Below are 13,003 nucleotides of genomic sequence, written 5' to 3' on the forward strand. Positions count from 1 at the left end.
TCGTGACTTTCCACTACGTTCAAGTTGCCATTTACGTTAATCGTAACATCAACTAAAATATTATTTCCATGAACTCGGGCTTTGATATCTTTTATTGCCCCAACACCTGAGGTATCTTCAATCGTTTTTTTTATTTCCTCTAGCTCTTTTTCGTCGAAGCCATCTGTTAAAGCATGGGAAGCATCCTTAAAAATATCCCATGCTGTTTTACATATAATTAAACCCACAATGGTTGCTGTTAATGGATCCAACCAAGGCAAGCTGAACTGAGAACCAATGATTCCGACAAATGCACCGAAACTGACAATAGCATCCGAACGGTTATCCTGTGCCGCTGCCGTCATGGCGTTACTGTTAATTCTTTTTGCAAGGCTGATATTATACTTATAGACAATCATCATTACAATCGCACAGAACAATGCTGTCCATGCGGCAATCATATCCGGAGTTCCGATGGACGGCTCAAAAAATTTCTGAACAGCTTGGTATAAAACTTGAAAACCGACAGCGATCATGATGAAAGACGCAATTAATGCAGCGACCGTTTCAGCACGGAAATGCCCATATCGATGGTTTTCATCAGGTGGTTTTCGAGAAATTTTCAAACCAATAAGAACAGCAAATGAAGCAATAATATCTGTAGTATTATTAAGCCCGTCAGCCAGCAACGCTTCCGAACCTGATGCAAAACCAATAAATAGTTTGATAGCTGAGAGACATACATAGGCAATAATACTTACCCATGCCCCTTTCTCCCCTTCTTTAATTTTGTTATAAGAGTCCATATGTTCCCCCATCTTTATGTCCCCCCAATCTTTCTTTCTTATCTTAAGGCATCATACACGACACAATATGTGTGGGTCTAGAGAAACAGTGTTGTCCACGTCATTAATAATAGGAACACTTCAACTAATTTGCGTAAGGGGAAATATATTGTCATATTCAAAATCAACAAATTGTGTTAGGTGAGAAAAAGGCTGCCGATACCACCGGCAGCCTTTTTCTCGGTTATTATTAAGTTAAAGTTTTTTCGTTAGTTGAAGTCCTTATTGTCTTTATGCACCGAATGCGATGCAGTAACCATTAATATCACGGATAGTCATTTCACTCCATCCTTCTGACCAATGAGGTCCATTAACGATTTCCACACCTTTTGATAGAAATACCTCATATAAATGTTTCAATCCCGCTGGGCTCGTATAACAAAAGGCATCAAAATATAGTCCACCTTCAACGGACGAATTTGGTCGGACATCGCTTACCTGTTTTGCTTCGTGTAGAATAAATGTCACGGCTCCATGGTTCATATGAATATGACCACCAATATTTTCTTCGGTGAAGCCTAATCCTTTGTAATAATTAATTGAATCCTGTAGATTAGCAACAAGCAAAACAATGGACTGTCCTTTCAAGTTAACCGAAACCACACTATTTCCTCCCACGTTTATCCCCTTTCCCATTTACGATCGATATTTCTGTACTTGCTTTTTCAATAACATCATCTGCCCAATATGGTATGCGTTATGGATACACAAATTTGATATCACACCCCACCACTGAGCATTGGAGTAGGTTGGTACTCTTTTTTCCAGTTTAGTATCGTCACAGGTCATGTGAATTCAATGTTACCATAATATGGAATATGGATGAAGTATCATTTAAAAATAATCAACACCCTTGCATCCAAAAGCGATTATAAACGTATACGATGATGAAAGGAGTTGTGAATGCATGAAAAACCCTGAGCAAGATCACCTTCCGGAAACAAGAAATGAGCTGCTTCAAGCACTTCATGAGATAGAATCATGGGAAGTTGAACAAAAAGATCTTTGGTTTTGGGAAAAAATCGGAAGATTTCCTTTCCAAGTGTTGGACCGATTAACGCCGAAGTTTTTGAATAAAAAAATAGGTGAAGCATTGGACGAGCTTGGGAATTATTTGCAGGCAGGAGGCCGCTATCTTATTTCTGAAAAAGGAACATTGCGAGACATTGAAGATGTGCATCTTCGCAATAGGGTCGAGGGAGACCTAACAGATCTTACAGAGGGGCTTACGATAGAAAAGGTAGGAACATTACCTCTTCTTGTGATGGATCAAACGGCTAATGAAATTGTCCAAAATCGATTAAATCTGGCTACTATTCAAGGAGCAACAACTGGCATTGGCGGGATTCTGACACTCGCCATCGATATTCCGGCCATTCTTGGCCTGTCTTTGAAAACCATTCAAGAAATTGCGATCTGCTATGGTTATGATCCCAAAGACAAGCAGGAGCGGATATTCACGATCAAATGCCTGCAATTCTCGTCCTCCGACATTGTCGGTAAAAAGGCCATTCTCGAAGAGCTGGCGGACTACGCCTCCACAAATAAGAAGGATGTACAAATAATCTCTCAGCTTCAGGGATGGCGCGAGGTATTTGCCACTTATCGTGATAATTGGGGTTGGAAAAAGCTGTTCCAACTCATTCCTATTGCCGGAATCCTCTTTGGCGCTTGGATCAATCGCGGAACGCTGAAGGACGTTGGCGAAGCTGCGAAAATGCTGTATCGCAAGCGACGTATTCTTGAGCGTTTGCACGCCCAAAAGGATGGCTAGCTGAAACCATTGGAATACCTTTTCGTACTAAAAAGAAAAAGCCAAAGGAGGAATGAACGTTGCTCAAATATTTGTTTCGCAAACTATTAGGATCTTTTTTCCATTCCAAACGACGCAGACATTATCAACATAGTAGCTCTAATAATAAAACCTATAAGAATCGCCGATACTCCTCTAGTGACCATGCGGGGTATGGACACAACTCTCAAGGACATCGTTACTATAAAAATAGTCATCGAAGTTCCAGCTAATCCAAAGCCGCGAAAGTGGCTTTTTTGTTATTAATCCTTTAATATCGCGTCTAGATCCTCGATACATGACTGCGCGTTAACGTACGGCGGATCGATTTGCAATAATTATCACTTGCTTCGTCTACCTTGTTACCGACAGTTCCTCCTCCCATCCAATTGTGGAGTCCTCCTGACCATCGTTCGATTCAAATGTCGAATAGAGCATAAATAGTAAAAAGTGACCGATTGCATACAGATCTGAAGTGATTGCTACGGTTCTTCTCCGTATTAGCTCTTCACCCGGTCCAATTTCTAACAGAGATGGCTCGCCTAAGCGGGCGGCTAAACCAAAATCAATCAGGGTCATACGTTCCCCATATAAGAGGACATTAGGAATTCGAATATCCAAATGGACGATGCCTTTCTCGTGGATGAAGGGCACAATATCCAGTAAACTGCGTATAAGGCTTAAGAACCCTCCTTCCTGCTATCTTAAAAAATACCATAGGAGGGTCCGGATTAGCTATTCAATATCTGCTCAAACATGAGAATGAGCAAGCTTTATTTAGCCTGCTTCATTCCACCCGAAAAACTATTTCTATACCTGTCGGTCTGTTCTTAAAGGGAGCACTATATTCCTTGAACATTAATTCAATTCCTGAAATATCGTCAGATAGCGGCGGAGATACTACGTAGTTATAAGACGAATGTCCTGATGTACTTCCACCATTAGTCATTCGGCAGTCGTATTTTTCTCCTAGATACAGCTCAAAATGACTGTGTTTATGTGGATTTGATGGAAGGTCAGTTGTCATGTCCCAATCTATACTAAAAGTTATTACACTTGCATTGTTATATTGTCGTATTGAGGTTACCGAATAAAAAATCGCACCTTTTTCAATTGATTTTAATACTGGAATATGCTTTCTGAATCCAGATGGTTCAACCATTGGTTTAAAATGTTCTTCACTTCTCAAAGATCCAAATACTGCTTTCAAGAAATCCTCGTAGAGTTCAAAAGAACTTGCCCATTTAGAGATATACTCAAAGGGTGGAAAACCTGGATTATTGACCGAAATTTCCTTCCGTTTTTTTATCAATGCACAAATTTGCTCATCAATATTAAAAATTCGTTCATCATAATGTTCGGTTGGACGTTCAAATGGCATCCGTTTCATCATTGTCCTCCTTATACAGGTCTTTCACTGTATTATTTATAAGAACGCAGCAAAGTGAATTGCTTGGCAAGATAAAGGGGCGTATACGGCATGTCCTTACGAAGCCAAGAAACGATCGTACCGATCAAGGCCGAAGATCCGTACCAAATGGCAATATCCTTTTGAATACCTTCTTTTGAAAGGAAGGATTCGTCCCCCATTCTCTCTACTCTTGCGGTTATCATTTCCGTCAGCAGGTTTAACAATCGATCCGTAAAGATCGGGGTACGTTTCGACGCAAGAATGATTTTATAAAATTTAGCATGTTCGGCAATATGTTCGAGCAAGTTCATAAGTACCGGCCAATCCTCTTCTTCTGTAGAATTCTGATTCCCAGGCGCGCATTTCAAAATTCCATTAATGTCCTCGATCATATCATCCGCCATCTTCTCCATCATATCCGGAATGTCCCGATAATGAAGATAAAAGGTAACACGGTTGATGGTGGCGCGCTCTGCGATGCGATTTACCGAAATTTTCTCGATATCCATTTCCTGAAGCAATTCCACAAAGGCGTCTTTAAGCAATTGACGCGTGCGGAGTATGCGGGGATCGGTGCGGGACGTTCTATTATCCATATATCCCTTTCTTTTCTTTTTATTTAGTAAGCCAAAACTAATTTATACTGTGTAAATTATATTACATACTGTAAATTTAGTCCACGACAGACTTAAAAGGATCAAGCATGTTAGTACAAGTATGGGGCGTATAAGGCATGTAAACAAAGTAAGCTACAATTTCCGGTCTTTACGTCGTATTTTTTCAAGTTAAACTACAAAAAAGAATTCCATGTATACTAATTTACACTTCATCAAAGTATGTCGCTTGTAAACACACTATTTCTGGATATAATTTAATTTACAGTTTGTATATTATATAACATACTGTAAATTTATTTATAGACATGAAAGGATGAAGCAAGTTGAGTAAAGGTTTAGAAACAAACAGCAGTTCGATAAAAAAGGCACCGATCTTGTTCATTATGATTTTGGGTGCCTTTCTTGCGACGTTGAATCAAACGGTCATGAGCGTTGCCGTACCGGAATTAATGGTTGATTTTGACATTTCGGCTGCAACGGCCCAGTGGCTGACAACAGGCTATATGTTGGTTAACGGTGTTTTGATTCCGATCACGGCGTTTTTGATGCAGCGGTTTACCACACGTGAGCTTTTTCAATCTTCGATGTGGATTTTTCTTGCCGGAACGATCATATCTGCCATGGCAACCGACTTTCCCGTCTTGCTGACCGGGCGTCTGGTTCAGGCAGCCGGCGCCGGGATTATTATGCCGCTGCTCATGAATGTTATTTTAACGCTTTTCCCTCCCAATAAGAGAGGAGCCGCCATGGGCTTGGTCGGGTTCGCCATTATTTTCGCCCCTGCGATCGGACCTACTCTTGCCGGATATATTCTTGAAAATTATCCTTGGGAGACAATGTTTTATGGCATGATTCCGTTTGCTATCATTGTTATCATCTGCGGCTTTGTTTACCTAAAAAATGTGTCGGAGCGGGTCTACGCCAAGTTTGACCTTATCAGTGTCGCCCTTTCCACCGTTGGATTCGGCGCACTGCTGTACGGCTTCAGCCGAGCCGGCAGTGCGGGGTGGTCGAGCGCGGAGGTGCTCTTATCTTTTACTGCAGGCATCCTCGCCCTCGTGCTATTTACTTGGCGGCAGATCGTTTCCCAAAATCCGCTTCTCGATCTTCGGGCTTTTAAATATAACATGTTCTCTTTAACTACCATCATCAATATTGCGGTTACCATCGTGATGTATGCGGATATGATGCTGCTTCCTCTATACCTTCAGAATGCCCGCGGCTTTACCGCCTTGGAGTCCGGCTTGCTGATGCTCCCCGGCTCGCTCCTGATGGGCTTCATGATGCCGATTACCGGAAAACTGTTCGATCGGTTCGGTGCGAAATGGCTTTCCATTATCGGAATGGCCATTACGATCGCCACCACCATTGGCTTTATTAACTTGACGGACTCGACCAGCTATACCTATTTGGTCCTCATGTCTACGGGACGCCGCTTTGGTATGGCCATGCTCCTTATGCCTATTACCACAGCAGGTTTAAATCAATTACCGGCCAGACTTAATGCGCATGGAACAGCCATTTCCAATACCATCAAACAAGTGGCCGGCGCTGTGGGTACATCTTTGCTCGTCACTGTGATGACGAACCGGACCAAGACTCATTTTCAGGAAATTATGGCTGCAGGCGGGGCAAATGGCGCAACGCAAAAACATATGATGATGGAAGCTTCGATCCAGGGTATTAATGACGCATATCTCGTTATAGTTGGGATCGGCATCATCGGGTTACTACTTTCCTTCTTCATCAAACATGTTGCAGCAATCTCAGAGGAAAAGTCCAAAGTGACTTCGGTAAAAGCAATAGTTAAAGAAGCCTGAGAATTTGAACATAGCCTTGACGGAGAAAGTCTTAACGGACGTTTAGAACATTGCATCGTACCGTGGGAGTTCAATAATAAACAGCGGCGGTCTAGGACTTTGTTTCACGTCCTCGACTGCCGCTGTTTATTTTACGCTTTGACCAGAAAGCTGCTTATATTTTAAATCGAAATAAGATCCGTAGTTAGCTGGTTAAGCCGCTCACAGCCATTATCTGTGACAAGGACCATATCCTCGATCATGATCGAGCCTAAGCCGTGGCCATAGTATGGCGTCTCCAAGCAAATCACCATGCCTGGACGAAACACAGCTGCCTCGGATGGACTAATGAAAGGCGCTTCTTCTGCGGCGAGGCTTAGACCCGCGCTGTGGCCGAGATGGCCGCGATTGTAATTCGTAAGCCCCGAGGAGCGAATCAGTTTCATGACCTCCTCAAAGGCATTCTTCATCGGCATCCCTGGCTCGATGATCTGCAGAAGACGGTCGTGTCCCACCCTTAATGCGCCGTAAATTCGCTTCGCCATATCCGAAGGGGGACCCAGCACGAAAGTGCGTGCGATGTCGGAGCCATATCCGGCCACATCGACACCTACGTCAAATTTAATCAGATCCCCCAGCTCACTTGGACGTGTGTCAAATACATGCGCAGGAGCAAAATTGGCTCCTACGGAAACCATATGAAAACGTGCGGTCGAACCATCCGGATGTCTCATCAAGGCCTTGCGGAAAGCTTCAACGATCTCCGCGGCGGAGGTGCCTACCTCAATTTCACGTACCGCGGAAACGATGCCTGCCTCTGCATAAGTGCAAGCCTTGCGCAGCTGGTCGATCTCCCAAGGGGTTTTTATCGCACGCAGCTTGATAAAGATTGGGCTAGCTTCTACCAGCTCGGCTATTCCGGGGCAGGCTTGCCGTAATGCCATGACAGACGGGTATCGCATCGAGCTTAGCTCGACAGCGATTTTTCCATCGGAAGCTCCATTCTCTGCGAGCACCTGACTGAGCACTCCGAACATTTCCTCCGCTTGGGGGGAGACTGGCCGCTTTCCTTGGAATTTGTCGCCGATCAAACCCAGCGGGTCATCAACATCCACCCAGGTGGGATACGTTCGGACCTCGTATCCTGAAAGATGGTTCGCGACACCGGCCGCTTCAAAATCATTCATGATCAAGATCGTCTTACGGGTAGGGTCACGAAACAGGACGACGAGTCCAACTTCACTCATACGCAGCGTATACATGAATGCGCTTTGGTAACCGGAAAGGTAATAAAAGTTTTCACAGCTAGAGGAAACTAGAGCGTCGATCTGTTCGTTCTCCATGATCAATCTGGCTCGCTCTGAAATGGTTTGTAAATGATCCTGATCAATATGGACCATGGGTCTCAACTCCTTCGGATTAGGCTTTCCTATCTCCGTATGTTAAACAGGCTCCTGGGCCATCTGTCGCAAAAATTTGCGCGCCCGCTCGGTTTGCGGCTTGACAAAAAATTGTTCCGGGGCACCTTCCTCCTGAATGACGCCTTCGCTCATAAAGATAACTCGATTCGCCACTTCTTGCGCAAATTTCATTTCATGCGTGACCACAATCATCGTCATTCCCTCGTCAGCCAGCTGCCTCATAACCGACAAAACTTCACCGGTCAATTCCGGGTCAAGTGCCGAGGTCGGCTCGTCGAACAACATGATTTGAGGCTGCATTGCAAGAGCACGGGCGATCGCAACCCGCTGCTGCTGACCGCCGGAGAGCCTGGAAGGATATTCATGCTTCTTCTCGGCCAAGCCCACTTTATGGAGTAGTGATTCGGCTATTTCAATCGCCTGCTCCTTAGGCATGTTTTTCACGGTCACTGGAGCCGTGATCACATTTTCCAGGACGGTCAAGTGCGGAAATAGATTAAAAGATTGAAAAACCATACCGGTTAAGTTACGAAGTTCCCGGATGGCTTTTTTCTTCGTTGGAGCATTCATCGAGTCATCCCACAGGATGTTGTCCACACGAATTGATCCCGCGTTAGGCTCTTCAAGGCCGTTCAGGCATCGAAGAAGTGTACTTTTCCCTGAACCACTAGGACCTAAGAGGACCACAATTTCTTGTGAATGAATGCGGAGGTTAATATCCTGCAGCACAGTCAAAGCATCGAATCGTTTACTAAGATGGTTTACTTCTATCAAGCCCACTCACACCCTTAATAAGCTTTTGATAATTTTTTCTCGATGCGGTTAAGAATATTAGAGAAGAACATGCTCATTAGCCAGTACATGAGAGCGATCGAAATGTAAAAAGGCATGGCAATATAATATTGCGCGATAAGCAGTTGGGCTGAGCGCAGCAGCTCAGTTACTGTCACAATGGAAACGAGCGAAGTCTCTTTCAGCATGCCTATAAATGTATTGCCCATAGGTGGAATTGCCACTCGGGCTGCCTGCGGAAGAATAATCTTGCGCATCGTTTGCCATGGAGACATGTTCAGGGATAAAGCCGCTTCCGTCTGACCCTTAGGCACAGACAGGATCGCGCCCCGAAATGTTTCAGATAAATAGGCGCCGATATTAATACTTAGTGAAATATAGGCCGCTGTGAGCGGCCCCAGTGTAATACCGTAATCAGGTAAGCCATAATAAATAATGAAGATCTGCACAATGATCGGGGTTCCGCGGATGATGGAAACATACCCTCTGGCCAAATTGCTGATCAGCCGATTACCTTTTAACCGGGCGATGGCTACGAACAGAGCGATAAAAAATCCAAAGAACATCGAGACGATTGTGATAAGCAAGGTATAGTATGCGCCTTTGAAAAGAAAGCCTAAGTTATCTAAAACGAGTTCCATTCTTGCGGCCTCCTAAATTCACCCCACAAAGTGACGTGTTGCTTCGAAGCTTAGTCCTATTACTTTGTGGAGGCCCCGAAATATTCTAATTACTTAAAAATTCGGATCGACACCAAACCATTTTTGGTGAATTTCCTTCAGCGTTCCGTCCGTTTTCATATCGCTTAAGGCTTTGTTGATGGCTTCCACCAGCTCTGGATTGTTTTTGCGGGTAGCTACACCTGCGAAATCTTCTTTGATCGGCGCTCCTACCGCTTTAATATTAAGCTTGTTTTTATCCATGAGAGGTTTCAGTGCAAAGATATTGTTGATGGTCGCGTCAATTCTTCCAACGTTCAGGTCCATCAAGGATGAAATGACATCGTTGTACGTGGCAATTTCAAAATTTCCGACCTTTGGCATAGCCACATCACGCAAATATTTCTCATCGTTCGTACCGAGACCGATTCCGATCTTCTTGCCTTTGAAATCCTCAACCGCTTTGATTGTGTTGTTATCACCCTTTACAACGACATTCACCGAGTTCTTAATATAAGGATTGGAGAAATCCATTGTTTTCTTACGGTCTTCCGTAATGGTCACCTGGCTTATCAATACATCGTATTTCTCTTTTTGCAAACCTTCAATTAAGCCAGAAAATTCACCGGTAATGAAATCGGCTTGTACACCAAGCTTCTTCGCAACATTCTTAGCGATGTCGGCATCGTAGCCGTCTACTTCTTTCTTGTCATTCAAAAAATTGTAGGGAGCATAGGTACCCATCAAGCCCACTTTGATTTTGCCGTTTTTCTTGATTTGCTCAAGCAGGTTTGCAGAAGCTGGAGACACGGCGGGTGTGTTTTTAGTATCGGTTGTGGGACTTGCCGCCGGCTGTTGTGTTGTTTTTCCGCACCCGACTAACGCTAAACCAACGATAGAAAGTAACGATGCCGCTTTGAATACTTGTTTAACCTTGAATGTCATTTTCAATACACCCCTATATGATTTTTTACTTGTTAACCTAACAATCCCCGGAATTCGAACCGTGCCGTTTCCTCTGCTATTTCCGAGGGCGTGTATGCGGATGTATAATCAACATCGTGCATAGGTCCGAACAACCATTTGGTAAGGACTCCTGTAATTAAAGAGACGAGTATGTTTACACGAAGAGTTACGTCTGAGAAATGCGGAAGCATCTCCAACTCGATGGCTCGGTTTACATTGTTCTTGAAGGCTTCCTCGAATGCGATCCACGTTTCCGAAACAGCTTCCCTGACCAATGGATCTGCGCCCTGACCTTTGATAAGTAAAAATGCCATCAAATTCCGGTTATAATTGGCGAACTCGAACAAATCCGTCAGCAATTTTGCAGACGAGCTAACCATATCTTCTACAGAGCCTGCATGCTTGCGATAGCCTTGTTCAATCACTTGTGTTAGCTGCTCTTTACCGTTCTCGATCAAACGGACCGCGAGCTGCTCTTTGCTTTTAAAGTACCAGTAAAACGTTCCCTGAGAAACGCCTGCTGCTTTGACAACGTCAGAAATCTTCGTATTGTGATATCCTTTGCGTGCAAATAGCTCTAATGCAGTGTTCATCAGAACCTGCTCTCGCTGCTGTTCGTCATTCAATAATGATGCCAGTTTCAAGAACCCCTTTCCACTGACTGACGAGTCAGTCAAGTTAATTCCGATTGGTTTACTATAGTATAAGAAACTCCTGTAGTCAAGTCATAAATATATACTCATTCAACTTTTTTGAAAATTTGTATGATGCGTTCGGGAATGAGATAACATTCTTGTCAAAATCGGCAATGAGAAAAAGTTCTTGTCATCACCGAATGACAAGAACTTTTTCTCATAAATAAAAGATCTCCAATTGTAGCTAATGGATCACATCAAACCGTTAATTTTAGAAACCTATAATGAAAGTGATTACTTCTTCTTAGCGGCTAGCTGCTTACGATACTCCAAAGCAGGTAGTCCACCCCAACCCCAATTCTCGGTGTCGACCTCCTCAATAACTACGAAGGTAGCTTCTAACGGCTTGTTCAGAACGTTGAGCAAAAGCTCGCTAGCTCCTTTAATGAGCGCAGCCTTTTCTTCCGCAGTAACTGACTGACGATCTGGTGCGGTACCCTCGCGGGTTACTTGGATCGTAACGATTGGCATGGATATTCTCCCCTTTTGAATTGGATATGTTTGAATCTGCTGCTACGTTTTACTTAGTGACCAGCATTCTGTCCACCATCGACATGAAGGATCTCCCCAGTTACGAAGTTGGCTGACTCCAGATATAAGACTGCTTCGACAATCTCATGTGACTCGCCCATGCGTCCCATAGGATGAAGCTTAGCCAGGGCATCGTGGGATTCTACAGGATGCATCGGTGTTTTTATGACCCCCGGAGAAACTGCATTCACGCGGATACCCCTAGAAGCATACTCGATCGCTAATGATTTCGTCGCCGAGCTCAGACCGCCTTTCGTCAGTGAGGCGAGTACGGAAGGAACGCCAGCTGACGGTTGGTCAACCAGACTCGTTGTAATGTTAACAATGTGTCCCGTTCCTTGTTTCAGCATCTCAACTACCGCGCGTTGTGTAACGTGGAAGAAGCCAACGACATTCGTGGATAAATACGTTGCAAAGTCTTCTTCTGAATACTCCGTAAATGGCTTAGCCATGAAGATTCCCGCATTATTAACTAGCGTATCGATGCGTCCATAGTGAGCCGAACCTTCGTCGATTAAACGCTGCGCAATCTTAGGATCTGAAATATCACCGGCAATAAACCGCACTTGTTTTCCTGTAGGATCGATTTCCTTTGCAGCATCAGACAAAACTTGTTCGCGGCGTCCATTGATAACTACATTCGCTCCTCGTTTCACCATCTCAATCGCCATAGCTTTCCCTAGACCGCTGCTGCCGCCGGTTATTACTACTACTTTCCCCTGAATATCCATGAGTTATTTCACTTCCTTGTCTTGTTCTAAACCGTTTTTCACCGATCTAGCAACTGATACAGTGCGTTTTGCTTGATGTTCAGCAGCAGCGCGCACGTCTTCCTTCATCGCTCCATTTTGATCCACGGTCACACTTGTCCCGTATGGGTTCCCCCCAGCAACAAAAACCGATGGATCAGTAAATCCGGGAGCTGCCACGATCGCACCCCAGTGGTACATTGAAGTGTACAGCTGAAGTATCGTTTGTTCCTGTCCAGCATTCGGATTTTGAGCGGAAGTCATGGCACTCACGACTTTATTCACCGTTTTGCCTTGGGCCCAAAGACCACCAGTCGTATCGATGAACTGTTTCATTTGAGCGGGAAGATTACCGAATCGGGTGGGCATACTAAAGATGATCGCATCTGCCCATTCCAAATCTGCCAAAGACACGGTAGGAATATGTTTGGTTGCCTCAAGATGAGCTTTCCAAGATGGACTACCATCAATAACGGATTGTGGCGCAGTTTCAGGCACTTTTAGAATTTTTACATCTGCTCCAGCTTGAAGACCTCCTTCCGCTGCCCATTGAGCCAATTGAAAGTTAGTTCCATTGGAACTGTAATAGATGACTGCTAAATTCACTTTTGATGATGACATTTGTGTTGTCTCCTTTTTAAATAGTTTTTGAAATATACTCATTGTTATCGCTCCAAACTTTTTATATTGTCGGCTTATATTTTTATACATACAGGTCTGTATAATAACGCTTTGATTCTGCTGTTA

General features: G+C 44.0%; 15 protein-coding genes. 2 read left to right on the plus strand and 13 right to left on the minus strand.

Annotated elements, in window-relative coordinates:
• Together GC098_RS30215 and GC098_RS30220 are read right to left on the minus strand one after the other, a co-directional pair.
• Positions 1-785 (minus strand): cation diffusion facilitator family transporter (locus GC098_RS30215; RefSeq protein WP_171647307.1); only part of this gene is annotated, 785 nt, incomplete at its 3' end.
• Between the two features lie 270 nt (positions 786-1,055).
• Positions 1,056-1,427: a VOC family protein gene (locus tag GC098_RS30220; protein ID WP_312880434.1), complete on the minus strand. Its 372-nt coding sequence runs from the start codon at positions 1,425-1,427 to the stop codon at positions 1,056-1,058.
• 304 nt (positions 1,428-1,731) lie between these two features.
• On the opposite strand from GC098_RS30220, the gene GC098_RS30225 reads away from it, so the two are divergent.
• Positions 1,732-2,598: an EcsC family protein gene (locus GC098_RS30225; protein ID WP_171647196.1), complete on the plus strand. Its 867-nt coding sequence runs from the start codon at positions 1,732-1,734 to the stop codon at positions 2,596-2,598.
• 372 nt (positions 2,599-2,970) lie between these two features.
• On the opposite strand, the gene GC098_RS30230 is transcribed toward GC098_RS30225, so the two are convergent.
• From GC098_RS30230 to GC098_RS30240, 3 genes are all read right to left on the minus strand, one after another.
• On the minus strand, positions 2,971-3,291 hold the full coding sequence (locus GC098_RS30230) for a protein kinase domain-containing protein (protein ID WP_312880439.1): 321 nt from the start codon (positions 3,289-3,291) through the stop codon (positions 2,971-2,973).
• A gap of 112 nt (positions 3,292-3,403) precedes the next feature.
• The gene (locus GC098_RS30235) at positions 3,404-4,006 is read right to left on the minus strand and encodes a hypothetical protein (RefSeq protein ID WP_171647200.1); all 603 of its coding nucleotides are present in this window, start codon (positions 4,004-4,006) and stop codon (positions 3,404-3,406) included.
• A 32-nt stretch (positions 4,007-4,038) separates the two neighbouring features.
• Positions 4,039-4,623 carry a TetR/AcrR family transcriptional regulator gene (locus tag GC098_RS30240; protein ID WP_171647202.1) on the minus strand — a complete coding sequence of 195 codons (585 nt, stop codon included), beginning with the start codon at positions 4,621-4,623 and terminating at the stop codon, positions 4,039-4,041.
• A 344-nt stretch (positions 4,624-4,967) separates the two neighbouring features.
• Here GC098_RS30240 and GC098_RS30245 point away from each other — a divergent pair, with 344 nt between their 5' ends.
• The gene (locus GC098_RS30245) at positions 4,968-6,464 is read left to right on the plus strand and encodes a DHA2 family efflux MFS transporter permease subunit (protein WP_376773991.1); all 1,497 of its coding nucleotides are present in this window, start codon (positions 4,968-4,970) and stop codon (positions 6,462-6,464) included.
• Positions 6,465-6,625: 161 nt separating this feature from the next.
• Here GC098_RS30245 and GC098_RS30250 read toward each other — a convergent pair whose 3' ends face one another.
• From GC098_RS30250 to wrbA, 8 genes are all read right to left on the minus strand, one after another.
• A complete protein-coding gene (locus tag GC098_RS30250; protein WP_171647204.1) occupies positions 6,626-7,843 on the minus strand; it encodes a M24 family metallopeptidase in 1,218 nt (405 codons plus the stop codon).
• A 42-nt stretch (positions 7,844-7,885) separates the two neighbouring features.
• Positions 7,886-8,638 carry an amino acid ABC transporter ATP-binding protein gene (locus tag GC098_RS30255; protein ID WP_171647206.1) on the minus strand — a complete coding sequence of 251 codons (753 nt, stop codon included), beginning with the start codon at positions 8,636-8,638 and terminating at the stop codon, positions 7,886-7,888.
• 14 nt (positions 8,639-8,652) lie between these two features.
• A complete protein-coding gene (locus GC098_RS30260; protein WP_057302250.1) occupies positions 8,653-9,297 on the minus strand; it encodes an amino acid ABC transporter permease in 645 nt (214 codons plus the stop codon).
• Positions 9,298-9,390: 93 nt separating this feature from the next.
• Positions 9,391-10,260 carry a transporter substrate-binding domain-containing protein gene (locus GC098_RS30265; RefSeq protein ID WP_171647208.1) on the minus strand — a complete coding sequence of 290 codons (870 nt, stop codon included), beginning with the start codon at positions 10,258-10,260 and terminating at the stop codon, positions 9,391-9,393.
• A gap of 32 nt (positions 10,261-10,292) precedes the next feature.
• A complete protein-coding gene (locus GC098_RS30270) occupies positions 10,293-10,874 on the minus strand; it encodes a TetR/AcrR family transcriptional regulator (protein ID WP_171647311.1) in 582 nt (193 codons plus the stop codon).
• Between the two features lie 336 nt (positions 10,875-11,210).
• Positions 11,211-11,447 carry a tautomerase family protein gene (locus GC098_RS30275; RefSeq protein WP_171647210.1) on the minus strand — a complete coding sequence of 79 codons (237 nt, stop codon included), beginning with the start codon at positions 11,445-11,447 and terminating at the stop codon, positions 11,211-11,213.
• A gap of 53 nt (positions 11,448-11,500) precedes the next feature.
• Positions 11,501-12,238 carry an SDR family NAD(P)-dependent oxidoreductase gene (locus tag GC098_RS30280; protein WP_171647212.1) on the minus strand — a complete coding sequence of 246 codons (738 nt, stop codon included), beginning with the start codon at positions 12,236-12,238 and terminating at the stop codon, positions 11,501-11,503.
• Positions 12,239-12,241: 3 nt separating this feature from the next.
• Entirely contained in the window at positions 12,242-12,919 is a 678-nt protein-coding gene (wrbA, locus tag GC098_RS30285; RefSeq protein ID WP_171647214.1) for an NAD(P)H:quinone oxidoreductase, read from the minus strand.
• Positions 12,920-13,003 lie beyond the last annotated feature (84 nt).

Origin of the sequence: Paenibacillus phytorum, from assembly GCF_013141715.1 — a bacterium.
GTDB lineage: Bacteria > Bacillota > Bacilli > Paenibacillales > NBRC-103111 > Paenibacillus_E > Paenibacillus_E phytorum.

Coding starts and splice junctions, on each gene's coding strand:
- GC098_RS30225 (WP_171647196.1), top strand. CDS start 1,732: ATGAAAAACCCTGAGCAAGATCACCTTCCGGAAACAAGAAATGAGCTG.
- GC098_RS30275 (WP_171647210.1), bottom strand. CDS start 11,447: ATGCCAATCGTTACGATCCAAGTAACCCGCGAGGGTACCGCACCAGAT.
- GC098_RS30280 (WP_171647212.1), bottom strand. CDS start 12,238: ATGGATATTCAGGGGAAAGTAGTAGTAATAACCGGCGGCAGCAGCGGT.
- GC098_RS30265 (WP_171647208.1), bottom strand. CDS start 10,260: ATGACATTCAAGGTTAAACAAGTATTCAAAGCGGCATCGTTACTTTCT.
- GC098_RS30240 (WP_171647202.1), bottom strand. CDS start 4,623: ATGGATAATAGAACGTCCCGCACCGATCCCCGCATACTCCGCACGCGT.
- GC098_RS30250 (WP_171647204.1), bottom strand. CDS start 7,843: ATGGTCCATATTGATCAGGATCATTTACAAACCATTTCAGAGCGAGCC.
- wrbA (WP_171647214.1), bottom strand. CDS start 12,919: ATGAGTATATTTCAAAAACTATTTAAAAAGGAGACAACACAAATGTCA.
- GC098_RS30270 (WP_171647311.1), bottom strand. CDS start 10,874: ATGAACACTGCATTAGAGCTATTTGCACGCAAAGGATATCACAATACG.
- GC098_RS30260 (WP_057302250.1), bottom strand. CDS start 9,297: ATGGAACTCGTTTTAGATAACTTAGGCTTTCTTTTCAAAGGCGCATAC.
- GC098_RS30235 (WP_171647200.1), bottom strand. CDS start 4,006: ATGAAACGGATGCCATTTGAACGTCCAACCGAACATTATGATGAACGA.